This is a genomic window from Rhodococcoides corynebacterioides NBRC 14404, assembly GCF_001894765.1.
In the GTDB taxonomy this organism is placed as follows: domain Bacteria; phylum Actinomycetota; class Actinomycetes; order Mycobacteriales; family Mycobacteriaceae; genus Rhodococcoides; species Rhodococcoides corynebacterioides.
The window spans coordinates 12422-37501 of record NZ_BCWV01000005.1 but is presented as its reverse complement, the minus strand read 5'-3'; the positions used below and the strand labels follow the sequence as shown (position 1 = coordinate 37501).

The 25080-nt window shown below is 71.3% G+C and carries 26 protein-coding genes; 13 read left to right on the top strand and 13 right to left on the bottom strand.

The window, feature by feature from the left end; genetic code table 11:
* The first annotated feature begins 21 nt into the window (after window positions 1-21).
* Window positions 22-687, top strand: coding sequence for a potassium channel family protein (locus tag RC2_RS12675; RefSeq protein WP_068100881.1), 666 nt, complete (start codon window positions 22-24; stop codon window positions 685-687).
* Here the strand turns inward: RC2_RS12675 and RC2_RS12670 are convergent.
* Together RC2_RS12670 and RC2_RS12665 are read right to left on the bottom strand one after the other, a co-directional pair.
* Window positions 655-1356, bottom strand: a complete 702-nt coding sequence (locus RC2_RS12670) for a DUF3159 domain-containing protein (protein ID WP_068150773.1) — start codon at window positions 1354-1356, stop codon at window positions 655-657. The genes RC2_RS12675 and RC2_RS12670 overlap by 33 nt on opposite strands.
* Before the next feature lie 51 nt (window positions 1357-1407).
* Entirely contained in the window at window positions 1408-1785 is a 378-nt protein-coding gene (locus RC2_RS12665) for an OB-fold nucleic acid binding domain-containing protein (protein ID WP_068100877.1), read from the bottom strand.
* A gap of 158 nt (window positions 1786-1943) precedes the next feature.
* Here RC2_RS12665 and RC2_RS12660 point away from each other — a divergent pair, with 158 nt between their 5' ends.
* Window positions 1944-2678 carry a hypothetical protein gene (locus RC2_RS12660; protein ID WP_068150771.1) on the top strand — a complete coding sequence of 245 codons (735 nt, stop codon included), beginning with the start codon at window positions 1944-1946 and terminating at the stop codon, window positions 2676-2678.
* A 16-nt stretch (window positions 2679-2694) separates the two neighbouring features.
* On the opposite strand, the gene RC2_RS12655 is transcribed toward RC2_RS12660, so the two are convergent.
* Together RC2_RS12655 and dut are read right to left on the bottom strand one after the other, a co-directional pair.
* A complete protein-coding gene (locus tag RC2_RS12655; protein WP_068150813.1) occupies window positions 2695-3540 on the bottom strand; it encodes a DUF3710 domain-containing protein in 846 nt (281 codons plus the stop codon).
* 2 nt (window positions 3541-3542) lie between these two features.
* The gene (gene dut, locus RC2_RS12650; RefSeq protein ID WP_068150768.1) at window positions 3543-4076 is read right to left on the bottom strand and encodes a dUTP diphosphatase; all 534 of its coding nucleotides are present in this window, start codon (window positions 4074-4076) and stop codon (window positions 3543-3545) included.
* A 67-nt stretch (window positions 4077-4143) separates the two neighbouring features.
* Here dut and RC2_RS18445 point away from each other — a divergent pair, with 67 nt between their 5' ends.
* Window positions 4144-4647 (top strand): DUF3093 domain-containing protein, encoded by a 504-nt coding sequence (locus RC2_RS18445; protein ID WP_169818402.1) that lies wholly within the window; start codon window positions 4144-4146, stop codon window positions 4645-4647.
* 120 nt (window positions 4648-4767) lie between these two features.
* Here RC2_RS18445 and RC2_RS12640 read toward each other — a convergent pair whose 3' ends face one another.
* A complete protein-coding gene (locus RC2_RS12640) occupies window positions 4768-5070 on the bottom strand; it encodes a DUF4193 domain-containing protein (RefSeq protein ID WP_068100871.1) in 303 nt (100 codons plus the stop codon).
* A 475-nt stretch (window positions 5071-5545) separates the two neighbouring features.
* Here RC2_RS12640 and cei point away from each other — a divergent pair, with 475 nt between their 5' ends.
* Window positions 5546-6226, top strand: a complete 681-nt coding sequence (gene cei / locus RC2_RS12635; protein ID WP_068150766.1) for an envelope integrity protein Cei — start codon at window positions 5546-5548, stop codon at window positions 6224-6226.
* Between the two features lie 12 nt (window positions 6227-6238).
* Here cei and RC2_RS12630 read toward each other — a convergent pair whose 3' ends face one another.
* Window positions 6239-7129 carry an inositol monophosphatase family protein gene (locus RC2_RS12630; RefSeq protein WP_082895649.1) on the bottom strand — a complete coding sequence of 297 codons (891 nt, stop codon included), beginning with the start codon at window positions 7127-7129 and terminating at the stop codon, window positions 6239-6241.
* A 130-nt stretch (window positions 7130-7259) separates the two neighbouring features.
* Between RC2_RS12630 and ppgK the strand changes: the two genes are divergently transcribed.
* Entirely contained in the window at window positions 7260-8072 is an 813-nt protein-coding gene (gene ppgK / locus RC2_RS12625; RefSeq protein ID WP_082895648.1) for a polyphosphate--glucose phosphotransferase, read from the top strand.
* A 174-nt stretch (window positions 8073-8246) separates the two neighbouring features.
* Window positions 8247-9587 (top strand): RNA polymerase sigma factor, encoded by a 1341-nt coding sequence (locus tag RC2_RS12620; protein WP_068150763.1) that lies wholly within the window; start codon window positions 8247-8249, stop codon window positions 9585-9587.
* Between the two features lie 48 nt (window positions 9588-9635).
* Here the strand turns inward: RC2_RS12620 and RC2_RS12615 are convergent, their stop codons facing one another.
* Together RC2_RS12615 and RC2_RS12610 are read right to left on the bottom strand one after the other, a co-directional pair.
* A complete protein-coding gene (locus RC2_RS12615; RefSeq protein WP_068150760.1) occupies window positions 9636-9974 on the bottom strand; it encodes a DUF952 domain-containing protein in 339 nt (112 codons plus the stop codon).
* Window positions 9971-10885 carry an EamA family transporter gene (locus tag RC2_RS12610; protein WP_068150758.1) on the bottom strand — a complete coding sequence of 305 codons (915 nt, stop codon included), beginning with the start codon at window positions 10883-10885 and terminating at the stop codon, window positions 9971-9973. The genes RC2_RS12615 and RC2_RS12610 overlap by 4 nt, the downstream gene beginning before the upstream one ends.
* A 252-nt stretch (window positions 10886-11137) precedes the next feature.
* Between RC2_RS12610 and RC2_RS12605 the strand changes: the two genes are divergently transcribed.
* The gene (locus RC2_RS12605; RefSeq protein WP_068150802.1) at window positions 11138-11332 is read left to right on the top strand and encodes a DUF7455 domain-containing protein; all 195 of its coding nucleotides are present in this window, start codon (window positions 11138-11140) and stop codon (window positions 11330-11332) included.
* A gap of 101 nt (window positions 11333-11433) precedes the next feature.
* Here the strand turns inward: RC2_RS12605 and RC2_RS12600 are convergent, their stop codons facing one another.
* Window positions 11434-13185 carry a DEAD/DEAH box helicase gene (locus RC2_RS12600; protein ID WP_068150756.1) on the bottom strand — a complete coding sequence of 584 codons (1752 nt, stop codon included), beginning with the start codon at window positions 13183-13185 and terminating at the stop codon, window positions 11434-11436.
* A 272-nt stretch (window positions 13186-13457) separates the two neighbouring features.
* Here RC2_RS12600 and RC2_RS12595 point away from each other — a divergent pair, with 272 nt between their 5' ends.
* Window positions 13458-14585 carry a YihY/virulence factor BrkB family protein gene (locus RC2_RS12595; protein WP_072681481.1) on the top strand — a complete coding sequence of 376 codons (1128 nt, stop codon included), beginning with the start codon at window positions 13458-13460 and terminating at the stop codon, window positions 14583-14585.
* Here the strand turns inward: RC2_RS12595 and RC2_RS12590 are convergent.
* Window positions 14558-14797 (bottom strand): DUF3039 domain-containing protein, encoded by a 240-nt coding sequence (locus RC2_RS12590; RefSeq protein WP_068150753.1) that lies wholly within the window; start codon window positions 14795-14797, stop codon window positions 14558-14560. The two genes, RC2_RS12595 and RC2_RS12590, sit on opposite strands and share 28 nt — an antisense overlap.
* A 93-nt stretch (window positions 14798-14890) precedes the next feature.
* Here RC2_RS12590 and RC2_RS12585 point away from each other — a divergent pair, with 93 nt between their 5' ends.
* The 3 genes from RC2_RS12585 to RC2_RS12575 all read left to right on the top strand — a co-directional run bounded on the left by RC2_RS12585 (window position 14891) and on the right by RC2_RS12575 (window position 18032).
* Window positions 14891-15331, top strand: coding sequence for a DUF3099 domain-containing protein (locus RC2_RS12585; RefSeq protein ID WP_082895646.1), 441 nt, complete (start codon window positions 14891-14893; stop codon window positions 15329-15331).
* A 74-nt stretch (window positions 15332-15405) separates the two neighbouring features.
* Entirely contained in the window at window positions 15406-16905 is a 1500-nt protein-coding gene (locus tag RC2_RS12580; RefSeq protein WP_068150797.1) for a DUF7782 domain-containing protein, read from the top strand.
* A gap of 158 nt (window positions 16906-17063) precedes the next feature.
* Entirely contained in the window at window positions 17064-18032 is a 969-nt protein-coding gene (locus RC2_RS12575) for a sigma-70 family RNA polymerase sigma factor (protein WP_068100856.1), read from the top strand.
* 70 nt (window positions 18033-18102) lie between these two features.
* On the opposite strand, the gene RC2_RS12570 is transcribed toward RC2_RS12575, so the two are convergent.
* Together RC2_RS12570 and RC2_RS12565 are read right to left on the bottom strand one after the other, a co-directional pair.
* Window positions 18103-20775 carry a bifunctional acetate--CoA ligase family protein/GNAT family N-acetyltransferase gene (locus RC2_RS12570; RefSeq protein WP_245811119.1) on the bottom strand — a complete coding sequence of 891 codons (2673 nt, stop codon included), beginning with the start codon at window positions 20773-20775 and terminating at the stop codon, window positions 18103-18105.
* Between the two features lie 40 nt (window positions 20776-20815).
* Window positions 20816-22057 carry an acetoin utilization protein AcuC gene (locus tag RC2_RS12565; RefSeq protein WP_068150748.1) on the bottom strand — a complete coding sequence of 414 codons (1242 nt, stop codon included), beginning with the start codon at window positions 22055-22057 and terminating at the stop codon, window positions 20816-20818.
* Between the two features lie 93 nt (window positions 22058-22150).
* Here RC2_RS12565 and RC2_RS12560 point away from each other — a divergent pair, with 93 nt between their 5' ends.
* Both RC2_RS12560 and galE read left to right on the top strand, forming a co-directional pair.
* The gene (locus RC2_RS12560; RefSeq protein ID WP_068150794.1) at window positions 22151-22837 is read left to right on the top strand and encodes an iron-dependent transcriptional repressor DtxR; all 687 of its coding nucleotides are present in this window, start codon (window positions 22151-22153) and stop codon (window positions 22835-22837) included.
* 31 nt (window positions 22838-22868) lie between these two features.
* On the top strand, window positions 22869-23855 hold the full coding sequence (gene galE / locus RC2_RS12555; protein ID WP_068150747.1) for a UDP-glucose 4-epimerase GalE: 987 nt from the start codon (window positions 22869-22871) through the stop codon (window positions 23853-23855).
* 25 nt (window positions 23856-23880) lie between these two features.
* Here the strand turns inward: galE and RC2_RS12550 are convergent, their stop codons facing one another.
* Window positions 23881-24951, bottom strand: coding sequence for a DUF4192 domain-containing protein (locus tag RC2_RS12550; protein ID WP_169818403.1), 1071 nt, complete (start codon window positions 24949-24951; stop codon window positions 23881-23883).
* Window positions 24952-25080: the final 129 nt, after the last annotated feature.

The window sequence follows — 25080 nt, the reverse complement described above, 5'->3', positions numbered from 1 at the left end:
AGAAGGAAACGGATTCCGAGTATGAGAGTCGCCATCGCCGGAGCGGGCGCCGTGGGGCGATCCATCGCCCGCGAGCTGCTGCGTTCCGACCATCACGTGTTGCTGATCGAACGCAAACTCGACCACGTCGACCCCGAGTCCGTGACGGACGCCGAGTGGGTGCACGCGGACGCCTGCGAACTGGCGACCCTCGAGGACGCCGGGATCGAGTCGTACGACGTCGTCATCGCCGCGACGGGAGACGACAAGGCCAACCTGGTGCTGAGCCTGCTGGCCAAGACCGAGTTCGGCATCGACCGCGTCGTCGCTCGGGTCAACGATCCCCGCAACGAATGGCTCTTCGACGGGTCCTGGGGCGTCGACGTGGCGGTGTCCACGCCGCGGATGCTGGCGTCGTTGGTCGAGGAGGCGGTGTCGGTCGGCGACCTGGTTCGGCTGATGACCCTGCGTCAGGGCAAGGCGAACCTGGTCGAGATCACGCTGCCGGCCACGACTCCCCTGGCGGGCAAGCCGGTGCGGAAGGTCACGCTGCCGCGGGACGCGGCCCTGGTGACCATCCTGCGCGGGGGCCGCGTGATCGTGCCGCAGGCCGACGATCCGCTCGAGGGCGGCGACGAGCTCCTGTTCGTGACCACCGTGGACGTCGAGGACGAGCTACGCGCCTGCCTCGGACTCGCGCGACCCTGAGGCGCGCGGCGCGGGTTCCGGTGCCGCCGCGTCGGGCTCGTCGGCCGCGGCCACGATCGCGTCGGCCCGGCGGACGGCCCAGAAGGTGACCCCGAAGGCGACGGCGGCCAGCGGCCAGCCCATCGCGATGCGCGCGACGGCGAGCCAGCCCGTCTCGTCGGCGTCGTAGAGCTGCGATTGCACCAGATACCGCGCGACGAACACGAGGACCCAGGCGGCCGTCGCGATGTCGTACGCCCGCACGGCCCGCGCGTGCCCCCGCCATTCCTTGGCGGTGCCGTTGAGATAACCCCAGATGATGCCCACCAACGGCCGGCGCACGAGGATCGACACCAGGAACACCCCGCCGTAGACGAGCGAGGTGTAGATGCCGAACAGGAAGTACCCCTTGGCATCACCGGTGCGGTGGGCGATGAACGCGCACAGCGCGACACCGAAGAACCCCGAGATCGCGGGCTGGACGGGATCTCGGCGCACGAGGCGCCAGAGCAGGATGGCGACGGCGAGTCCCAGCGCGGACCAGATGGCCGCCGTGAGACCGGCGAGCGCGTTCACGGGCACGAAAACCAGGACCGGCAGGGTGGAGAACACGAGGCCGCTGACGCCACCGAGTTGGGCGAGCACGGTGGGCGGCGGGGCGTCGGTGTCGATCTTCGGAGCGTCGCTCATGGTCGGTCACCCTGCCAGACCGGACGGAGAACTCCGAGCCGTGCGGTGGGGTCAGTCCCCCGAGCGCAGCTCGTAGTACGGGTTGTAGATGACCTTGCGCCCGTCGCGCTCGCCGACCCGGCCGCGGACGAGCAGCTGCGTGCCGGACTCGATGCCCGCGATCTTGCGGCGGCCCATCCAGACGAGTGACAGCGTGTCGGTGCCGTCGAAGAACTCGGCCTGGACGGCGGCGTTGGCGGACTTGCTGCACGCCTCGACGCTGCGGAGGCGACCGATCATGGTGACCTCGTCACCGCGAGAACAGTCGCAGGCGCGTTGTGCACCGGACGCCCTGGACTCCGACTCCATGTCCTCGGCATCGAGCTGGTCGATGTCCTCGGTCAACTTCCGAGCCATCCGGCGGAAGTATCCTGCGGCAGCGGGTGCCATGGTTGCTCCTGGAGCGTTCGCGCGGGCGGTCCGCGACTGGTGTTTCGCTTCTGTCAGCGCCACTGTAGACCCCGGCCGCACCGCCCACCACACCCCTTGCACGTCTGCTCGGTCACGTCCGACGGACCGCTCGGGGCGCGCCCGAAGGAGCCCCGTTCATGACGAACACCACGCTCGTGATGCTGCCGGGAACCGGATCGGACGCCGCGTTCGTCCGAGCGTCCTTCGCCCCCGCGTCGGCGGCGGCGGGATGGTCCTTGGTGGCGGTCGATCCGACCCCGTCCGACCTGATCGCCGGATATCGACGCGCTCTCGACGACGCGGTCCGGGCGGCCCGACGCGGAGGCGGGCGTCTGCTCGTCGGCGGGGTGTCGATCGGGGCCGCGGTCGCGGCGCGGTGGCTCCTCGACCGCGCCGACTCCGGCGTCGGGAACCGGGTGGTGGACGGGGTCGTCGCGGTGATGCCGGCCTGGTCGGGCGCGCCGGACTCCGCTCCCGCCGCGGTTCTGGCGCGGAGTTCGGCCGAGATGCTGCGCCGCGACGGCCTCGAGGTCACCCTGGACCGCATGGCCGCGTCCAGTCCGGACTGGCTGGCGCGCACCCTGGCACCGTCCTGGCGGTCGCAGTGGCCGTCGCTCCCGGACGCGCTCGACTCGGCGGCGGCCTACGCATCGCCCACGGACGACGACGTCGCGGCGATCGACGTGCCCGTGGCCGTCGTCGGCGTCGACGGCGACCCCGTCCATCCGGTGTCCGTCGCCCGGGCGTGGACGGCAGCGGCGCGACGCGGCGCGATCGCGACGACGACGCTCGACGAGGTCGGCCGGGACAGCGCCGTGCTGGGACGGTGTGCCCGCGACGCCCTGGCCGCGCTGGCCCCGGCCGACAGCTGACCGGGGCGGTGGCCGATCAGCCCAGTTGTTGCATCGCCGACCCGGAGGGGCCGCGTCGACCGCCACCGGCGGTCGGGTCCTCGGTGGACGGCTGCTGCTGGGCCGCCGCCTGTTGCTGGGCCGCCGCCTGTTGCTGGGCCGCCGCCTGCTGCTGGGCCGCCGCCTGCTGTTGCTGCTGCGCGGCCGCGAGTTGCTGCGCGAGCGCCTGCGGGAGCGTGACGGGCAGCGGAGTCCGCACCGGGTGGGGATCGGAACCTCGATCCACGATGGTGCCCGCGACGACCGCTCGCGCCTGCTGGACCAGCGGTGAGTCGGCCCCCACGGACCCCGTCGGACCCGTCGCGACCCCACGGATCATCCAGCGGTAGCCGTCGACGCCGATGAAGCGCAGCTCGCCGCCGGCGGTCAGGCCCACCACCTCGCGACCGAACGGGCCGCTCTCGACGGACACCGTCGCGTTGTCCCGCCGCAGCGTGTCGGCCAGTTCCGTGGCCACCTCCCGCCACTGTCCGGGCGACTTCGGTGCGGCGAACGCGGCCACCGTGATCCTCCCGTGCTGGGTGACGATGTGCACCGCCTGCGGCGTGCCCTGCTGCGTCATCTCGACCTGCAACTGGCCGCCCGCCGGGAGGGGCAACAGCACGGAGCCGAGATCGAGGCGTCCCTGCGCGATCTCCTCGCGCTCGCCCTCCCGGTCCTCGATGGACCAGGGACCGCTGTCCGGATCGGCGGTCCCGTCGGCCACGTCGACGGAGTCGGGGGCGCCGTCGGCGCCGAGATCCTCGCCGGCATCCGTATCGAGGGCCGACTGTGTCTCGGCCTCCGCGGTCTCGGTCGTGTCCCGCTTCTTCCTGCCGAACATGCTCACTCCTTCTCGCTCGCGCTCGCCGCGGGGCCCGCGTCGACCGGTGGCACCCGATCGAGCACCGCGTGGCCACCGCTCGAGCCGTATCCGCCGTGGCCGCGCGTCGTCTCGTCCAGGGTGTCCACCTCGACGAATCGGGGCAACTCCACCCGTTGCACCACCAACTGCGCCACCCGATCGCCGCGTCGCAGCTCGATGGGCGTCGATCGGTCGTGGTTGATCAGACATACCTTGATCTCGCCGCGATAACCCGCGTCGATCGTGCCGGGTGTGTTCACCACCGACAATCCCGTCCGCGCCGCGAGGCCGGACCGAGGGTGGATCAACCCCACCGTTCCCACGGGCAGAGCGACCGCGATCCCGGTTCCCACCAGCACGCGCGCGCCCGGCTCGATGACGACGTCCTCGGTGACGGTGAGGTCCACCCCGGCGTCGCCTGCGTGCGCGCGGGACGGAACGGGAACGGACGGGTCGAGCCGGCGGAACGACACGGCCCACGCGCCGTCGTCGGGTCCGGAGTGGGGGTCGGTCACGGACGACGACGTTACCCGTCGACCCGCGCGCGGCGGACCGTCGCATCGCACGCACTACCCTGGTGGTGTGGGAGAGAACGACACGCAGCGTCCGAACAGGGCGGGCACCGCCGAGACCGTGCTGCACGACGAGCGGCTCGGGGTTCCGCTCTGGTACTGGTTCGCCGGTGTCGGTGTGGCCGTGATCCTCTCGGTCGAGGTCCATCTGGGGTCTCCCGGAGTCCCCGCGTGGCTGCCGTACCTGGTCCTCGTGCCGTTCGCGGTGTGGATCGTCGCCCGCCTGGGGCGCACGCGCGTGCGCGTGGTGGAGCGCGACGGTGAGCGGTATCTGCTCGCGGGCAAGGCCACGTTGCCGGCGTCCGTCGTGTCGCGGGCGGCCGCGGTCCCCGCGTCGGCGAAGAGCGCGGCGCTCGGCCGCCAGCTCGATCCCGCGGCGTTCGTCCTCAACCGGTCCTGGGTGAAGACACTGGTTCTGGTCGTGCTCGACGACGCGGACGACCCGACGCCGTACTGGCTCGTCAGCAGTCGCCGGCCGGACGACGTGGTCGCCGCCCTCGTCCGCGGCAGCTGACCTCGCCCGCGCCGTCCCCGCGCGGACGAGACCGGGGACGCCGAGACGGCCGACACGACAACGGGCACCCGACGAGGTCGGGTGCCCGGTACGTGATTCCTGCGGAGCGAGACGGTTCGATCAGGCCGCGCAGTCGCGGCAGATCGGAGCGCCCCCGTTCTCCTCGGCCAGTCGCGACCGATGATGAACGAGGAAACAGCTCGAACACGTGAACTCGTCCGCCTGCTTCGGGACGACCCGGACGGAGAGTTCCTCGCCCGAGAGGTCCGCGCCGGGCAGTTCGAACGACTCCGCGGTGTCGGTCTCGTCGATGTCGACGACGGAGGACTGTGCCTCGTTGCGTCGCGCCTTCAGTTCTTCCAGCGAGTCCTCCGACACGTCGTCGGATTCGGTACGCCGTGGTGCGTCGTAATCGGTTGCCATGACCGTGTCCCCTTACCTTCCTGCTGGACCGGGATGGGTGCCCCGATCCTCTCGATCGCCTTCGTGGGGATGTGCAAGACGTCGACCGCTTCTTGTTCGACGAACTCGTTCCTCGTGTGCCTACATCCTCGGTCGCACCGCGGGCGGTGCTTCCGAACGGTGTTCGTGGCCGAACAGCCATTCGGGTCGAGTTGTTCCCGATACGGCCGTCGCCGCCCTGTCGGGCACCGTGTTCGACCTCCATTCGCAGCCGAGGCCGGTGCGGATGACCTGCACCGCCGATGGCGCCGACGGGCCGTCCATTCCTGACCGGGCCGCCAGACAATAGCCGACGCCCGACCGGATCGAAAGCACCGCTCGGTCCTGCGCCCTGTCGGCCGGCCGCGGCCACTACAGTGAGCGCGACACCCCGCCGGTCCCGCGTATCCAGGACCCGCCGCGGGCAGGGACCGACGACGGAAGGGCAGCCGCCAACGTGGTTTCGTACATCACCGGGGGATCGTCCACCGACGACCGCGGCCGGCCGTTCCGCCGCCGTCGCCCGGCTCCGATCCTGATCCTGCTGGTGGTACTCGCGTTGGCCGGCGCCGCGGTGTGGGTGCGCGTGCTGACCGCCACCGAGACCGGCACCGAGGCGGTGGCCTGCAACGCGCCCCAGCCGCCGTCCGACCCGGCGGCACCGACGGCGGCCGCGCTCGGCGAGGTGGTCGACGCCGGCATCGTCGACGAGTCGCAACCGCTCCCGCTCTCGGCGACGAAGGTGCGAGTGTTCAACGCCAACGGTCAGGGCGGCCAGGCCGCCGAGATAGCGGCGGACCTCAACAACTACGGCTATGCCAGTGCTCCCGACGTCCAGGTGGGCAACGACCCGGTGTACGTCGATCAGAACATGCAGTGCATCGCCCAGATCCGATTCGGCGAGGCAGGGGTCGCCGCCGCCGGCACCGTCGCGCTCGTCGCTCCGTGCGCCGAGTTCGTGCGCGACGATCGCGCCGACGACACGGTCGATCTCGCGCTCGGGACGAATTTCCGCGCGCTGCAACCGAACACCGATGCCGAGGAAGTGGTCCGGACGCTCGCCGAGGTTCCGCCCGGCCAGCCCGCTCCGGCCCTCGACCTCGATCTGCTGCAGGCGGCGCGCACCGTCGACTGCTGACCCGGTACCGGACTACTCCGGGATGGGGTCCAGGGCCCCGAGTCCGTCCAGCAGGGCCGAGAACGCGTCCGCTACCCCCGGAGCCGCCGCCACGGTGACCTCGCCGTCGCTGCTGCGCGAGTGCGGCGACGGTGTCCGCACCCGCGCACCCGCCTCCGCCGCGATCAGCGCGCCGGCGGCCCAGTCCCAGGGTGAGAGTCCGTGTTCGAAGTGCGCGTCCACCTGCCCCTCCGCGACCATGCACAGGTCGAGCGCTGCCGACCCCACTCGGCGCAGGTCGCGCACCCGGGGCAGGAGGGCGCTCACCATCTCGCCCTGGCGACGGCGGCGAGCCGCGCCGTACCCGAATCCGGTGGCCACCAACGCCATCGAGACGTCGTCGACGTCGCGGACGGACAGGCGGACCCAGTCCCCGCCGTCGTCGCTGACCCACGCGCCGCCGCCGAGTCGGGCGGCGTAGGTCCGGCGTCGAACGACGTCCTCCACCGCGCCCGCGACGGACCGACCGTCGACCTGCGCAGCGACCGACACCGCGTAGGCGGGCAGGCCGTAGAGGAAGTTCACGGTGCCGTCGATGGGGTCGACCACCCAGCGCACCCCCGACGGCGCCTGCCTCGCTCCCCCGCCTTCCTCGCCCAGAACGTCGTCGTCCGGCCGTCGATCGGCGAGTCGCTCCCGCACCAGGTGCTCGGTCTCGGTGTCCACCACGGTGACCGGGTCGGTGGGCGTCGACTTGGACTGCACGGCGTCCGCCGCCGCCGGGGTCGCACCGCGACCGAACACCTCGGGTCGACGACGAGCGATGTGGCGACCGGCCTCGCGGGCGACCTCGACCGCGATGCGCTGCAGCGTGTCCGGGTCGTCGTCGGCGCGCGGGCGGTCGGCGGGCACGGGGGGTTCCATCGACGAAGTCATTGCTCGATCCGACCACATCCCCGACCGACGCGCCGCCCCGTCCCGGACCCGCCGGGAACAACTAGGGTGATTCGCGAGCGCCGGTTCCGCTCGCCCGCTGCCCGAGGAGGATGCACGCATGTCGAACGGCCCCACCGATCCCGGACCCGTGTCCATCGCCGACCGGACCGGCACCGCCCCGTCGGGTCGGGGGTTCGGTGTCGACGTCGGCGGCAGCGGCGTCAAGGGCGGCATCGTCGACCTCGCCACCGGTGAACTCGTCGGCGACCGGCACAAGATCGAGACCCCGCAGCCGTCGACGCCGCAGGCCGTGGCCGAGACCGTCCGCGCCATCGTCGACCACTTCGAGTGGACCGGCGACGTCGGCATCACCCTGCCCTGCGTCGTGACGGGCGGCGTCGCACGCACGGCCGCGAACGTCGACCAGGCGTGGATCGGCACGGACGCCGGTGCACTGTTCTCCGAACATCTCGGCGGTCGGGCGGTGACCGTGCTCAACGACGCGGATGCCGCCGGAATCGCCGAGGACAAGTTCGGGGGTGGCCGGGACACCAAGGGCGTGGTCATCCTGCTGACGTTCGGCACCGGGATCGGCTCGGCCATCCTGCAGAACGGCGTCCTGCTGCCCAACACCGAGCTCGGGCACATGGAGGTCGACGGCAAGGAGGCCGAGCACCGCGCCGCGTCCCGCGTCAAGGAGGAGAACGACCTCTCCTACAAGCAGTGGGCCAAGGAGGTGTCCCGCGTGCTGGAACGGATCGAGGACCTGTTCTGGCCCGACCTGTTCATCGCCGGCGGCGGGATCAGCCGGAAGGCCGAGAAGTGGATCCCGATGCTGACCAATCGCACTCCCGTGCAGCCCGCCACCCTGCGCAACACGGCGGGCATCGTCGGGGCGGCCCTCGCCTCGACGTCCCGCGTCGCGCCCTGAGACACCGGTCCCGAGCGGTCGTTCCGGTCCGCGCGACTCGCGCGGTCTCGAACCTGCCGCGCGGTCGTTACAATGGTCCACGCCCCGGCTTCGTCGCCGGGAAATCCGACAGACCTCTCCGCCGGAAGAACACTCTGGCGTGACGCCGCACGACACCGTCACGAAAGGGCGTACGTGGCAGCCACCGACATCCGTCAGACCGTAGAGACCGCGACCGACACCGCGGACGCTGCGGTTGCCGCACCTGCGAAGGCTCCCGCCAAGAAGGCGGCTCGTAAGGCCCCCGCCAAGAAGGCCGCCCCGCGCGGCGCCGCTGCCAAGAAGACGGCAGCGAAGAAGGCTCCGGCCAAGAAGGCCACCTCGCCCGCGGGAGAGGACGCCGACGAGAACCCCGGCGACATTGCCGATCTCGACGTCCCGGAGGGCGAACTCGCCGCCGAGACCGACGTGGTCGAGGTCGTCGCCGTCGGTGAGGACGGCGAGGACGAGGCCACGCCGGAGCCCACCGCGGAGGACAAGGCGTCCGGCGACTTCGTGTGGGACGAGGAGGAGTCGGAAGCCCTGCGGCAGGCCCGCAAGGACGCCGAGCTCACCGCCTCGGCCGACTCGGTCCGCGCCTACCTCAAGCAGATCGGCAAGGTCGCGCTCCTCAACGCCGAGGAGGAGGTGGAACTGGCCAAGCGCATCGAGGCGGGCCTGTACGCCACGCAGCTCATGGCCGAGTCCGCCGAGAAGGGCGAGAAGCTGCCCGTCGCGCAGCGCCGGGACATGAACTGGATCTGCCGCGACGGCAACCGCGCCAAGAACCATCTCCTCGAGGCGAACCTCCGCCTCGTGGTCTCGCTGGCCAAGCGCTACACCGGCCGCGGTATGGCCTTCCTCGACCTCATCCAGGAAGGCAACCTCGGTCTGATCCGTGCGGTCGAGAAGTTCGACTACACCAAGGGCTACAAGTTCTCCACCTACGCGACGTGGTGGATCCGTCAGGCCATCACCCGCGCGATGGCCGACCAGGCCCGCACCATCCGCATCCCCGTGCACATGGTCGAGGTCATCAACAAGCTCGGCCGTATCCAGCGTGAACTCCTCCAGGATCTGGGCCGCGAGCCCACGCCGGAGGAACTGGCGAAGGAAATGGACATCACGCCGGAGAAGGTGCTGGAGATCCAGCAGTACGCGCGTGAGCCGATCTCTCTCGATCAGACCATCGGCGACGAGGGCGACAGCCAGCTCGGTGACTTCATCGAGGACTCGGAGGCCGTGGTCGCCGTCGACGCCGTGTCCTTCACCCTCCTGCAGGATCAGCTGCAGTCCGTGCTCGAGACGCTCTCCGAGCGCGAGGCCGGCGTGGTCCGCCTGCGCTTCGGCCTCACCGACGGCCAGCCCCGCACGCTCGACGAGATCGGGCAGGTCTACGGCGTCACGCGTGAGCGCATCCGCCAGATCGAGTCGAAGACGATGTCCAAGCTGCGCCACCCCAGCCGGTCCCAGGTGCTGCGCGACTACCTGGACTGATCGACTCGATCACCACCCCGTTCACCGCCCGGTGACCACGGCTCGGCGTCACCCGCCGAACAGGCCGTCGTCGCCGGGCGGACACGGTTCCGCTCGACGCACGGCGTCGACCGGGATCGCACCGTAGTGGTGCGGGAAGAGCATCGACGCCGGGTCGCCGGGCACTCCCGGCTCCCACCTCACCTCGGCGGGCAATGCCTCGGGATCGACGTGGAGGACCACCAGGTCCGTGCGCCCGCGGAAGAGTCGGTTCGCCGGCAGATGGACCTGCTCGGGCGTCGAGAGATGGACGAATCCGTCCGTCGCCAACGACGGCGGCGCAACCTCCCCGGCCGCGCGGTACGTCGCCCACTCGTCGTCGCTGCACAGGTGCAGAAGATCCGTCATGTCCGTCCTGTCGGTGAGGGGTCGGGTTCGGGGCGGGGACGGCGTTCGACGCCCCCGAGAGCCACCGCGACGACGACCAACGCGATGCCCAGGCCCTCACCTGCGGTGGGGAGCTGACGCAGCACGAGGAATCCGACCACCGTCGCCGTGGTGGGGAGCAGAGCCAGCAGGAGGGCGAAACGCGCCCGGCCGACCGAGCGCAGGACGACCTGATCGAGCGCGTAGGGCACCACCGACGACAGCAGGCCGATGCCCAGGCCCAGGAGCCACGTCGCGGGGTGGGCGAACACGCCGGGGTCCGCCAGCAGCTGCGGGGTGAGTCCGATCGGGGCCAGGAGCACGGTCGCAGCTCCCATGCCGACCGCCAGAGAATCGAGCCCGCGGCCGGCGTCGGCGACCACCGTGCCGAGCACCACGTAGGCGGCCCAGAGCGCGGCTGCCGTGAGCGCGAAGGCCACTCCCGCGACGCCGACGTCACCGGTCGCACCCGCGGCCAGCGCGACGCCCACGACCACCAGAACCAGTGCGAGCACGTCCCGCGGCCGTCGCGACCCCAGGGCGGCCACCGCAACCGGTCCGAGGAACTCGATGGCCACGGCCGTCCCGAGCGGGATGCGCGCGATCGCCTCGTAGAAGGCGAGATTCATGGCCACGGTCACCACGCCGAAGCCCGTCGCGGCGACCACGGACCGCCGGGTCCACCGCGTACGCCACGGACGGCGCCACGCGAGCAGGATCACGGCGGCGCCGGCGGCGCGGAGCCACGCGACCGTCGTCGGCGACGTCGTATCGAAGAGGAAGACCCCCACGGCGGCACCGAGGTACTGCGCCACCGCACCGACGACGAAGACACCCGGAACCGCCCACCCGGGAAAGGTGCGCGGTGCGGTGCGCGTCACGTCGAGGGCCACGCCGAGAACGCTAGCGAGGGCTCGCGGCCGACCCTCGCCGAGGGTCCGGACCCCGCCCCGACGTTCTGCCCTCAGCGAACGCGTCCGACGCCGACGCCCCTGGCCAGCATGTTTCGTGTTAGTGACAACACATCGTGTCCTGCGTGGGAACAAGGCACGACGGCTATACGTCTGACAGAGTGAACGAACCGCGTCGCACCGGCGCGGAGGACCGATCCCAGGACCGTGAGTCGCGGTCAGTACGGAGGCGTCATGCCCGGATTGATGACAGACACGACCCTCACAGCGGCGGACCGATGCGACCGCTGTGGCGCAGGCGCACGGGTACGCGCCGTCCTCGCCACCGGCGGTGAGCTTCTCTTCTGCCGCCACCACGCCAACGAGCACGAGGACCGACTTCGCGAGATGAACGCGACGATCGTCACCGACGCCGACGCGATGGCCTGAGCCCCGACTCCCACGACCCGACGGCGGGCGACCACTTCGGTGGTCGCCCGCCGTCGTCGTCTCCGGGGCCCGCGACGGATGTCCGTGTCAGCGGGCCGGCATCACCAGGACCGCAGAGCGGCGATACGTTCGGCGAGTTGCTCGGCCGTCGCGATGGCCGTCGGCGGACCGCCGCAGGTGCGCCGCAGTTCGCCGTGAATGATGCCGTGGGCCTTGCCGGTGCGGTGATGCTGCATCGCCACCAGCGAGTTCAGTTCCTTGCGCAGCTCCGCGAGCTTCGCAGCGTCGCCCGCGCGCCCCGTACCGGCAGGAGCATCGGGGGTGGGCGCCGTGGGCGCCGTGGGCGCGGCGGGACCCGGCGCCGCGAGTTGGTCGCTCTGACGCTTGCGCAGCAGGGCCCTCATCTGGTCCCCGTCCAGCAGACCGGGCAGACCCAGATAATCCGCCTCCTCGTCGCTGCCCGAGAACGTCGCCGTCCCGAACGACGACCCGTCGTAGATCACCTGGTCGAGTTCGGCGTCGGCACCCAGGGCCGTGAAGGCCTTCTCCTCCTCACCGGGCTCGTCCTTCTGCTGGTTCGCGTCCGCCAGCAGATCGTCGTCGAGACCGTCCTTCTCCCGGTGCGGCTTGCCGATCACGTGGTCCCGCTGCGCCTCGAGCTTGCTCGCGAGGTCCAGCAACACCGGAACGGACGGCAGGAAGACGCTCGCGGTCTCGCCCTTGCGGCGCGACCGCACGAACCGTCCGATCGCCTGCGCGAAGTACAGCGGCGTCGACGCGCTCGTCGCGTAGACGCCCACGGCCAGGCGCGGCACGTCGACGCCCTCGGACACCATGCGCACCGCCACCATCCACGCCGACGTGCCGGCCCCGAACTCGGCAATGCGTGACGACGAGGTCGGGTCGTCGGACAGGACCAGCGTGGGAGTCTCCCCCGTGAGTGCCTCGAGGATGCCGGCGTAGGCGCGCGCCGTGGTCTGATCGGACGCGATGACCAGGCCGCCGGCGTCGGGAATGCCGCCCGCGCGCAACTGGTGCAGACGAGTGTTGGCCGCCGTCAGCACCGACGGCACCCACTCCCCCGACGGATCCAGCGCCGTGCGCCACGCCCGCGCGGTCTGCTCGGCGCTGAGCGGCTCGCCCAGTCGAGCGGAGAACTCGTCGCCGGCGCTGTTGCGCCACCGCGCCTCGCCCGAGTAGGCCAGGAACACCACCGGGCGCACGACCCCGTCGGCCAGCGCGTCCGCGTAGCCGTAACTGTGGTCCGCCCGTGACCGCGGCAGGCCCTCCTCGTCCGGCTCGTAGGAGACGAACGGGATGGGGCTGTCGTCGCTGCGGAACGGCGTTCCGGTCAGCGCCAGACGCCGCGTCGCGTCGCCGTAGGCCTCCCGGATGCCCTCGCCCCAGCTCTTGGCGTCCCCGCCGTGGTGGATCTCGTCGAGAATCACGAGGGTGCGATAGGACTCGGTGCGGACCCGGTGACGGGCCGGATGCGACGCCACCTGGGCGTAGGTGACGACGATGCCGTGGTAGTCCGCCGACGTCGACCCCGTGCTGTTGGAGAAGCGGGAGTCGAACGCCAGGCCCACGCGGGCCGCAGCCTCCGCCCACTGATGCTTGAGGTGCTCGGTCGGCGCGACGACCGTCACGCGATCCACGGTGCGGTCGGCGAGCAACTCCAGGGCGACGCGCAGCGCGAAGGTGGTCTTGCCCGCACCCGGCGTCGCAACGGCCAGGAAGTCGCGGGGACCCGCGGACAGGTACTTGGTCAGCGCTCGTCGCTGCCAGGCGCGCAGCGGTGGGAGCGACACCCCCGTGGCGCCGCGCGGCGTGTCGTCGACACCGGCCGTCATCGGCCCACCCCGGCCCCGGTCGACACTGCGGGCGGCCTCACGCGAACCGGCTCCGTCCGTGGCATGGAACTCCCGTCCGGCTCACTCGCTTCGTACACACCGCTCTCGACCACACCGCTCTCGTACACACCGCGGGCAACCCTAGCGGCCCACGCGACGGACCGACCAATCCCCAGCACGCGGTCCCGTCGAGGTGCCCGACGCGGCCGCGCGGTGACACGCCGCCCGGCACCGCCGCATCTTCCCGCGCCGTCCGTCATGCTGGAAGGACCATGTCCGCGCCCGAGAATCCGAACCCGACCGACTCGCCCGACACGGCGACGGCCGACGCCCGCGGGCCGGTGCCGGGCCGACCGCTGACGACGGCGTGGCGCGTCGTCGCGCGCACCGCGAGCAAGGCGTGGGACGACTCGATCTTCTCGGAGTCCGCGACGGCCGCGTTCTGGCAGACGCTGTCGCTGCCGCCGCTGATCCTGGCGCTGCTCGGGAGCCTCACGTCCGTGGCCGCCTGGTTCGGCCCGAACACGCTCGACATCATCGAGTCCAAGATCCTCACCTTCAGCGGCACGCTGTTCAGCGACAACGTGGTGGACGAGATCATCGGCCCCACGGTCCAGGACATCCTCGCGAGCGGCCACGGCCCGGTGGTGTCGGTGGGTTTCCTGCTCTCGCTCTGGGCGGGATCGTCGGCGATCTCCACGTTCGTGGACTCGATCGTCGCCGCGCACGGGCAGCAGGACGCGCGCAATCCGGTGTGGCAGCGCATCTTCGCCCTGCTCCTCTACGTGGGATTCCTGATCGTGGCGGTGTTCGTGCTGCCACTCGTCGCCCTCGGGCCGGCGATGATCGGCCGCGTGCTTCCGTCGTCCTGGTACGAAATCGGATCCACCGTCATCGACGTCGCCTACTACCCCGGCGTGGGTCTGCTGCTCATCGTCGGACTGACCACGCTGTACAAGGTGGCGTTGCACACCTCGCTGCCGTGGCACCGACTCCTCGGCGGCGCGTTGCTCGCCGGCGTGTTCTTCATGATCGCCAGCGCGGTGCTGCGCTCCTACCTGTCCTGGGTGACCGGAACGGGCTACACCTACGGCGCGCTGGCCACGCCGATCGCCTTCCTGCTCTTCACGTTCTTCCTCGGCTTCGCCGTGGTCCTCGGCGCGGAGTTCAACGCGACCGTGCAGGAGTTCTGGCCTGCTCGCGCCTCGCGGCTCGAGCAGGTGAAGGACTGGGTGAACACGAAGGCCGTCGAGCCGGCCACCGGGGCGCTCGGGCGGCTGGCGACCGGGCCCATCAGGCTCGGTCGCCAGGACGGCCGGGGAGACGACCGGCCCGAGGCGACTCGCGGTCGGTCCCCGCGGCCGGATCCGGCTCAGTCCCCCTTGCGCAAGCCGTCGTAGACCTTCTTGCACTCCGGGCACACCGGCGATCCGGGCTTGGCCGACTTGGTCACCGGGAAGACCTCTCCGCACAGCGCGACGACGTGCGTACCCATGACCGCACTCTCGGCGATCTTGTTCTTCTTGACGTAGTGGAAGAACTTGGGAGTGTCGTCGTCGGTGGTCTCGTCGGTGGTGACATCGGGCCGTTCGATGGTCTGCGTGCTGCTCATTCCTCGATTATGACGGTTGTTCCCGACGCGGGCGTCGGACATGTCACGACCAGGATTACTGCACAGTTCGTTCAACAGTGACACAGTGGAGTCATGGCACAAGACGGCACCTCACGCCAGGCCGCCCGAGAGGATGTTCGCCGGGCGGTTCTGATCACCGAGGCACACACGTCGGTCGAGGAGCAACACCGCGCGCGTGTCCGCAAATACCTCTTCATCATGTCGTTCCGCATCCCGGCGCTGGTCCTCGCGGCGCTCGCGTACGCCGCGTGGCAGAACCCGTGGATCGCGATGGCGATCGTCGGTGCGTCCATCCCGCTGCCGTGGATGGCGGTGCTGATCGCGAACGATCGCCCGCCGCGGACCGACGACGAGCCGAGCCGCTACGGCTGGCGGGCGCAGAACACCACCGCGCTCGAGTCCTCGAGCCACCCGGTGGTGACGGTCGACGCGGAGTTCGACGAGAAACCCCGTGACGACGCGTCGAGTCGCCCGGCGGTGACGGCGAAGCGTCCGGGCACCGTCGGCACCTGAGCGGCGTCCGCTCCCTGGCTACGCTCGTGCGCGTGACCGGAGCAGACCCGACGCATCCCGCCGACTCCCCACCGATCGACGAGCCCATCCTCCTTCGCCTCGCGCAGCCGCTGCGCGAGGCGTTCGAGCGCGCGGGCTTCACGGCCGACGGGATTCTGGCCGCGCTGGGTTCCGACGTGCACGACGCGCTGGGCCGGGGCGAGCCCACCCCGGTACGTCGCCGCTGCCGTGCGCTGGGCGACCTCGGCACGCTGGTGCGCCTGTTCCTCCTGGCCGACGACGTCGACGCCGAGGCGGCCCGGAACGCCCTGACACCGGTCGATCCGGCCGACGCCGAGCGCGGCGGGCTGCTCGCCCGTCCGAACGCCACGACGGTTCGCGCTCTCCTCGACGTCCGGCCGCTCGACCTCGGCCACGGCACCCGCTGGGTGGTCTCGGACATCGACGGCAGCACCCGGGAGGTGGCCATCGGCGCCGACCACGTACTCGGCGTCGGTCACGCCTCCCTGTCCCTGGTGCGAGCCACGCCCACGCGCACCGACGCTCCGGTGACGCTCCTCGATCTCGGCACCGGGTGCGGAGTGCAGGCAGTGCACGCGTGCGACTACGCCGCCCGGGTCACCGCCACCGATCTGTCCGCGCGGGCCGTCGTGCTGGCGCGCGTGACGGCGGCGCTGAACGACCTGGACGTCGAGGTACTGACGGGCCCGTGGTTCGACCCGGTGGCCGGCCGGCGGTTCGACCGCATCGTGGCCAATCCCCCGTTCGTCGTGGGCACGGGGGACGTGACCCACTCCTACCGCGACTCCGGGCTCGACCTCGACGGCGCGAGCCGGACGGTGGTGTCCACCGCGCCGGAGCACCTCGAACTCGGCGGGACCGCCACACTGCTCGCTGCCTGGATCCACGTCGACGGAGAGGACTGGCGCTCGCGAGTGGCGTCGTGGCTCCCCGATCACGGCGTGGATGCCTGGATCGTGCAGCGCGACGTCGCCGATCCTGCCCTGCACGTGGGGACCTGGTTGCGCGACGGCGGACTCGACCCCCGCACACCGGCGGCGGACGCGCTGGCCGAGCGGTGGCTGGCACGCCTCGAGGACGCCGACGTCACCGGTGTCGGCTTCGGCTTCGTCTATCTGCGACGCACCGACCGTCCCACGAGCGTGCTCGCGGAGGACCTCCGCCACGGTCTCGAGGACCCCCTCGGCGACGAGGCCCTCGACGTGTTCGACCGACTCGACTGGCTGCGCACCCGGGACGTGGCCGCGGAGCGCTTCGCGGTGGACCCTGCGACCGCGTACGAGGACGTCGCCCTCCCCGACCCCGACGGCGGCTGGTCGACGGTGGTTCGTCGGGTGCACCGGGGCGACGGCCCGGCATGGCAGCACGAGATCGACGAGGACGGCGCCGCGCTGCTCGCCGGGTTGCGGGAGGACGGCCTGCCGCTGGCCGATGTGGTGGAGTTGCTGGCCGCGGCGCGCGGGGTCGACGCCGACGAGCTGATGCCGGGCGCGGTGGCCCTGGTCTCCGGACTGGTGATGCACGGGCTCGTTCGGCCGGCCGGTTCCCCGTGACCGCGCTGTCGGCGGACCGATCCTTTCTCTCAGCAACTTCTCAGGGCACGAGGCACGAATCCGCAGGCCAGGTGGTTTGACGGCCGGACGCGGTGGGAACTTTCGGGGAGTGTCTCGACGTTGTAGCGGGTGAGACACCACCGATCAGGAGGCACGTCATGACCAGCCCCACCACCGTTCGTCCGCGCCCGAGCGAAGCCGATCTCGATGCCCAGAGCCCGGCTGCGGACCTCGTGCGCGTCTACCTGAACGGTATCGGCCGTACCGCACTGCTCACCGCTGCCGAGGAAGTCGAGCTGGCCAAGAAGATCGAGGCAGGCCTCTACGCCGCCCACGTTCTCGCCACCGGCAAGCGCCTCACGGCCGCCAAGAAGCGTGATCTGGCCACCATCGTTCGCGAGGGTCGTTCCGCCCGGGCGCACCTGCTCGAGGCCAATCTCCGGCTCGTCGTGTCCCTCGCCAAGCGGTACACCGGCCGCGGCATGCCGTTGCTCGACCTCATCCAGGAGGGCAACCTCGGACTGATCCGCGCGATGGAGAAGTTCGACTACGCCAAGGGCTTCAAGTTCTCGACCTACGCCACCTGGTGGATCCGTCAGGCCATCACCCGCGGCATGGCCGATCAGAGCCGCACCATCCGCCTGCCCGTCCACCTCGTCGAGCAGGTCAACAAGCTCGCCCGCATCAAGCGCGAACTGCATCAGCAGCTCGGTCGCGAGGCCACGGACGAGGAGCTGGCCGAGGAGTCGGGCATTCCGGTCGAGAAGATTGCCGATCTGCTCGATCACAGCCGGGACCCGGTGAGCCTCGACATGCCGGTCGGCAGCGACGAGGAAGCGCCACTGGGTGACTTCATCGAGGACTCGGAGGCCACGTCCGCCGAGAACGCCGTCATCGCCGGCCTGTTGCACACCGACGTGCGCAGCGTGCTGGCCACCCTCGACGAGCGGGAGCAGCAGGTGATCCGGTTGCGCTACGGCCTCGACGACGGGCAGCCGCGCACGCTCGACCAGATCGGCAAGCTGTTCGGTCTGTCCCGCGAGCGAGTGCGTCAGATCGAGCGCGAGGTCATGGGGAAGCTGCGCCAGGGCGACCGCGCCGAGCGGTTGCGCTCCTACGCCAGCTGATCGTTCACGACGCCACCCGATCGTTCACGCAGAAGGGCCCCGGCACGAGCCGGGGCCCTTCTGCGTGCGGTCAGCGCAGGCGACGCGGCCCGAAGTCGGCCTGCATCGGTTCCGGCCCGATGCGGATGCGGGCGTCCGTGGTGTCCGCGCCGGTGGCCGACGCGAGCACCGGGTCGCAGATGAGGTGCCGAACCTCGGGAAGGTCGTCGGCCAGGGTGGAGACCCGCAGTACCAGGTCGATGAGGGCGTTCTTGTTGACCGGCGACGCCGTGCGGTATCCGGAGAGCATGGGCGCCGAGCGTGGGGACTCGATCAGCTCCGCGGCGTCGCGCGCACCGAGCGGCAGCACGCGATAGGCGCGATCACCGAGCAGGTCGGGGAGGGCACCGGAGAGCCCGAAGGAGACCACCGCGCCGAACGACGGGTCGTCCTGCACCCGCACCACGCAGCCGATCCCCTTGGTCGCCATGCGTTGGACCACCATCACCGGATTGCCGGACACCGCGAACAGGTCGCGGTACGCCCGGCCCACGGCGCCCGCGCCCACGACGTCGAGGCGCACTCCGGACAGGTCGGGGCGATGCCGCCACTGTTCGCCGGTCGCCTTGACCGCCACGGGTCCGCCCAGTTCCTCGGCCGCCGCGACGGCATCGGATTCGTCGGTGACCGTGCGGAACGCCGCCACGGAGATCCCGTAGCACTCGAGCAACTGCGTCGCTTCTTCGTCGGACAGCCACCGCCCCTCCGGGCTGCGCTCCATCCATCCCGAGATCAGAGCCCGCGCGGCGTCGGTGTCGATCCCGCCAGGCCGGGTGACGTCGTCGACCGGTCGGCCGAGTCGGGCGGCGTACCGCCAGGCTCGGGTGAGCGCGAGCACCGCTCGCGCCGGATCCGGATAGGACGGCACCGACCCGCGCGCGAGATTGCCGGCGTCGTCTCGCACGGCGAGCAGATCGGGAATGCCCTCGGCCGCGAGAAACGTGGTGAGCACCGGCTTGTCACGGCCGCGGACCGCGCCGCCGAGCGCCTCGGCGTAGGACTCGACGCGCACCGCGACCGGTGGGACGAACACCGCCAACACGGCGTCGACCTCGGACGAGTCCATCGCGCGGGTCACCGCCGCGGCGAAGTCCTCGGGCGTCGCCTGCGCGCCCACGTCGACGGGAGGATCGGCACGCAGGCCGTTGTCCCGCGCGGCATCGACGGCGAGAACCCCGAGCGCCGTCGAGTTGCCCACCACGGCGACCCGCGGACCGGCGGGGAGGGGCTGATAGCCGAGCAGGACGGCGCAGTCGAACAGTTCGGTGATCGAATCGACCTGGATCACGCCGGCCTGCTCGAACAACGCCCGGACGACGGTGTCGTCGACGTCCGACCCCGTGGCCAGCGCCGGCGGCACCGCACCGCGCCCGCTCTTGACGGCGACGATCGGCTTGGTGCGCGCCACGCGCCGCGCGATCCGCCAGAACTTGCGCGCGTTGCCGAAACTTTCGAGGTAGAGCAACACGACGTCGGTGTTCTCGTCCTGGTCCCAGTACTGCAGCAGGTCGTTGCCCGACAGGTCGGCGCGGTTGCCCGCCGAGACGAAGGTCGAGAGTCCGAGCAGCCGCTTCGAGGCCTGGGACAGAATGGCGATTCCGAGGGCGCCGGACTGACAGAAGAACCCCACCCGACCGCGACCCGGCAGCACCGGAGCGAGCGTCGCGTTCAACGAGACGGCGGGGTCGAGGTTCGCGACGCCGAGGGCGTTGGGGCCGACCAGCCGCATGCCGTGCGCGCGCGCCGCGCGCACCAGCCGCCGCTCGTTCGCCCGGCCCTCCTCCCCCGTCTCGCCGAAACCGGAGGACACGACGACGAGCGACCGCACGCCCTTGGCGAGGCAGTCGTCGAGGACGGCGTCGATCTGCGCGGACGGCACCGCCGCGACGGCGAGGTCCACCTCGTCGGGAATGTCGGACACGCTGGCGTAGGCACGGACTCCGCGCACCGACGTGTGCTCGGCGTTGACCGGATAGACCGGCCCGGTGAAGGACGCGCGCAGCAGATTGGTGAGGACCGCGTTGCCGACCTTCTCGGGGTCGGTGGAGGCACCGATCACGGCGACCGACCGCGGCGACAGCACGTTGCGGACGCTGCGCGCCTCGGCCGCCCGCTCGCGGGAGTTGCGCACCTGCACCAACGCGTCGGTGGGGTCGATGTCGAAGTCGAGGCTGAGCACACCACCGTCGAAGGTGCGGCTGACCTGGTAACCCGCCTGCCGGAACACGGTGACCATGTTGCGGTTCTCCGCGAGCACCTCCGCGACGAAACGTCGGACACCGTTCTCCGCGGCGGCACCGGCGAGGTGCTCGAGAAGGATCGGGCCGAGCCCGCGGCCCTGGTGGTGGTCTGCGACCACGAAGGCCACCTCGGCGGAATTGCCGTCGCCGTCCGGGAGACGCTCGTAGCGACCGACCGCGATGATCTCGTCACCCAGAGTGGCCACGAAGGCCACCCGCGACGAGTGGTCGACGGTCGTGAAATTGACGACGTCGCGCTGCGGCATGGTCGGGTACGGGCCGAAGTAGCGGAGGTAGCGGGTGCGTTCGCTGAGTTTGCCGTGGAAGGCGACGATCGCCTCGGCGTCGGCCGGCACGATCGGCCGGAGGTGGACCACCCGGCCGTCGCTCGCGAGCACGTCGGCGGACCAGTGCTTCGGGTAGTTCTCCGCCTGCGCCCGTTCGCGCGCCTTGGCCTCCGACACCGGCGGTTCGTCGGCCGGGGACGCCGCGTCCGTGGTCTCGTCAGTCACGCGGATCCTCCGGGTCGAGTCCGAGGGCGGGATACACCGCGCGACGCGTCGCGATGATCGCGGTGTCGACGCGCTCGACTGCGCGGTCCGCCGTGGCGACCCCGGAGGACGGCGCCCCGCCCGGGCCGTCCCAGGGTGCGTAGTCGACGTCCCCGTCGTCGCTCATGGTGGACGGCAGGTCGATGCTCGGGGCGGCGCCGCGCACACGTTCGCGCCACTCGTCCGGGAGTGCGGTCGACGGATCGACATCGCGGTCGAGGACCGCGGCGATGAGGTGTGTCCACGCCCGCGGCACCACGCGGACCAGGCCGTATCCTCCGCCGCCCACCGCAAGCCACCGGCCCTCGCAGACCCGGTCCGCCAGGTCACGCATGGCGAGGAACGCTGCTCGCTGGCCGTCGACGGTCAGGCCGAGATCGGCGAGGGGATCCTCGCGGTGGGAATCGACGCCGCACTGACTGACGAGGATCTGGGGCCGGAACGCCGCCACCGCCCCGGGGACGACGGCGTGGAAGGCCCGCAGCCACAGCCGATCCCCCGTTCCGGGCAGCACCGGCACGTTGACCACCGTGCCCTCCGCGAGGCCCGATCCCGCCTCGCTCGACCAGCCGGTGTTCGGCCAGAGCGTCGCGGGGTGCTGGTGCAGCGAGACGGTCATGACACGAGGGTCGTCGAGGAACGCGGCCTGGACGCCGTCCCCGTGATGGGCGTCGACGTCGATGTAGGCGATGCGGTCGTACCCGTTGTCGAGCAACCACGAGATGGCGATGGCCGCGTCGTTGTAGACGCAGAAGCCCGACGCCCAATCGGCCATCGCGTGATGCATGCCGCCCCCGATGCTGACGGCGCGGCGCGAGGAACCCGACGCGATGGCCCGGGCGGCGGTGAGCGTGCCGCCGGCGACGACGGCGCTCGCCTCGTGCATGTCCGTGAACACCGGGTTGTCCTCGGACCCGAGCCCGTGCACGGGTTCGGTGGCGCGGGACCCCAGCGGGAGGTCGACGGGGGCGCGCTTGACGGCGCGGACGTAGGACGACGTGTGCACCCGCAACAGGTCCTCGTCGCTGGCGGCGAGGGGCGGTACCGTGTCCGCGTCGTCGAGCAGACCCAGTGTGGTCGCGAGGTCCATCGTGAGGGCCAACCGAGTGGGGTTCATCGGGTGGTCGTCGCTCCACCGGTACTTGAGGTAGTCCGCGCTCCAGACGAGCGCGGGTGTGGTCGACGGCACGGTCATGAGGTTCAACCTACGTGTCCGATCTGTCCGACGCGGCCGACCCACGACGTCGATTCCCTACCGGTAGAATTACAGAAGACGAAGGGTGTGATTGTGAAGGATTTGGTGGACACCACGGAGATGTATCTCCGGACCATCTACGACCTGGAAGAGGAAGGCGTGGTCCCGCTGCGGGCGCGGATCGCCGAGCGCCTCGAGCAGTCCGGACCCACGGTGAGCCAGACCGTCGCCCGCATGGAGCGGGACGGCCTGCTGCTCGTCGCCGGTGATCGCCATCTGCAACTCACCGAGAAGGGCCGCGAACTCGCGGTCGCGGTCATGCGCAAGCACCGGCTGGCGGAGCGGCTGCTGGTCGACGTGATCGGCCTGCGGTGGGAGGACGTGCACGCCGAGGCCTGCCGGTGGGAACACGTGATGAGCGAGGAAGTCGAACGTCGCCTCGTCGAGGTGCTCGACAACCCCACCACCTCCCCGTACGGCAACCCCATTCCCGGCTTGGACCAGCTCGGCTCGTCGCGGCCCAGCAGCCCGGTCGAGGATCTGGTGCGCTTGTCGGATCTGCCGAGCGGAACGCCGACGGCGGTCGTGGTGCGCCGCCTGGCCGAGTACGTGCAGTCGGACCCCGAGACGATCGCGCGGCTGCGCGACGCCGGCGTCGTACCGGACGCGCGCGTCACGGTGTGCCCGAAGCCGGGCGCGGTGACCATCACGGTGCCCGGGCACGACGACGTGGACCTGTCCGTCGAGATGGCGCACGCCGTCCAGGTGAAGACCATCTGACCGTCCGGGTCGCGACCATGCGAGGAGTGCCGTGAAGTACGTGGTGACCGGCGGCGCCGGTTATGTGGGTTCGGTGTGCGCCGGAGTGCTGGCGGACTCCGGCCACGAGGTGGTGGTCATCGACGACCTCACCACCGGTAACCGTGACGGCGTGCCCGAGGGCACGACGTTCGTCGAGGGCCCGGTCGCCGACCGGATCGACGACGTCCTGGCGGGCGGCGGGGTGGACGGTGTGCTGCACTTCGCCGCCCAGTCGCTGGTGGGCGAATCGGTGGAGCAGCCGGAGAAGTACTGGCGCGGCAACGTCGGTACCGCGTTGGCGCTGCTCGACGCCATCGTCGCGCACGGCGTCCCCCGACTGGTCTTCTCCTCCACCGCCGCCACCTACGGCGAGCCCGAGCGCACGCCGATCACCGAGGACTTCCCCACCCGCCCCACCAATCCCTACGGCGCGAGCAAGTTGGCGATCGATCACGCGATCACGGGGTACACCGCGGCACACGGCTTCGGCGCGACCAGCCTGCGGTACTTCAACGTCGCCGGCGCCCACGGCGGTCTCGGCGAGAACCGGGTGGTGGAAACCCACCTCATTCCGCTGGTCCTGCAGGTGGCCGCCGGCCACCGAGCGTCGATCTCGGTGTTCGGTACCGACTGGCCCACGCCCGACGGCACCGCGGTCCGTGACTACATCCACGTGCGGGACCTCGCGGACGCGCACCTGCGAGCGATCGACCGGAGCGTCCCCGGGCAGCACCGCATCTTCAACCTCGGCAGCGGCGCCGGCTTCTCCGTCCGCGAGGTGATCGAGTCGTGCCGCCGGGTCACCGGCCGGGACATCCCGGTCGTGGACTCGCCGCGACGCCCGGGCGATCCGGCGGTACTGGTCGCCTCCAGTGCTAAGGCCATCGACGAGCTGGGGTGGTCGCCCGAGCTCACCGACCTCGACACCATCGTCGCCGATGCCTGGGAATTCCTCCTCTCGCTCGGCGACCGCGCGCACTCGGCGCGCCGAGGCTGACCTGACTCGTCCGTCGGGGCCGACGTCACTCGCCCGTCGGCAGTGTGACCCCGAGGCTCGTCGCGACGCCCCGTGCGGACTCGACCAGGTCGAGCACCACCGCGGGACTCAATCCGTTCTGCAGCGCAGTGTCGAGCAGGACGGCCAGGCGATAGCCGGGATCCGCGCGCAGCGCGGCCTCCAGCGCGACACCTGCCATCGGTCCGTCCCCTCGGAGGTAGAACCACGCCGCCACCATCGTGGCGGGTGCCGCCCGGTCGGGTCCGTCGACTCGCCGGGTCAGCTCCACCCACAGACCACCCGCGACGGAGTCCAACGGGCCGCCGGCGAGCCCCAGCAGGGCGTCGCGGACGGGCAGCAGGGTCAGCGCCGCCATCGCGCGAGCCGCTGCGCCGGCGTCGACCACCCCGTCGGCGTCGAGGTCGGCCTCGAGGTCGTCGAGTACGCGGGCGAGCACCTCGCCCGGGTACTCGCTCACGACGTCGCCGAATGCGACGGCGCACTGGCGGGCGAACCGGTCACGGTCCGTCTCCGACGTCGGTGCGAGCAGTCGCGCCAGCTCGGACCGGGAGGGCCGGATCGGCCGCCCCCGCATCACGGTCGACGCCGCGACGGCCGACGAGCGCGGATCCGGCAGAATTCCGCGCCGCGGATCGCCGCCCAGGCTGATCCAGGTCGCGCCCGCGACGAGCGTGGTCACCGCGTGTACGCCCGGGACGTCGATGTCGAGCGGGTCGAACGCTGCCCGTAGAGCGTCGACCACGGGCTCGTAGCTCTCGGGCGCTCGGTCACCGGTGATCAGGACCGCGACGACCGTGTCGAAGGCCTCGCGGTCGCAGACCAGGGCGCAGCGCTCGATCGCCGCGAGCAGGTCCGGAGCGTCGGGCGACGCGGTCAGGTCCTGGCGCATGGTCATGCGCACCGTCGTCGTCGGTCCGGTCGCGAGGCAGATCAGGACGAGCGAGGACTCGGGCACGAAACCCAGCAGGGCCGGAACGGCAGCGAGGAGGTCGCCCACCGTCGCCACGGTGGCGCGCAGCGGAGGATCGAGCGGATGGTCGTCGCGGCGGTGGGCGGCGTAGGGATGTCTGGTCATGTGCCGCACTCTGCGCCGGGCTGCCGACCGGGGTCGGAGCGTGACCTGGGCCGACGGGTCCACCCGGGCGAACCTGTGGATGCACGCGACCCCGGGGAGAACACCGGCCCGCGCGGCGACCGGTCGGCA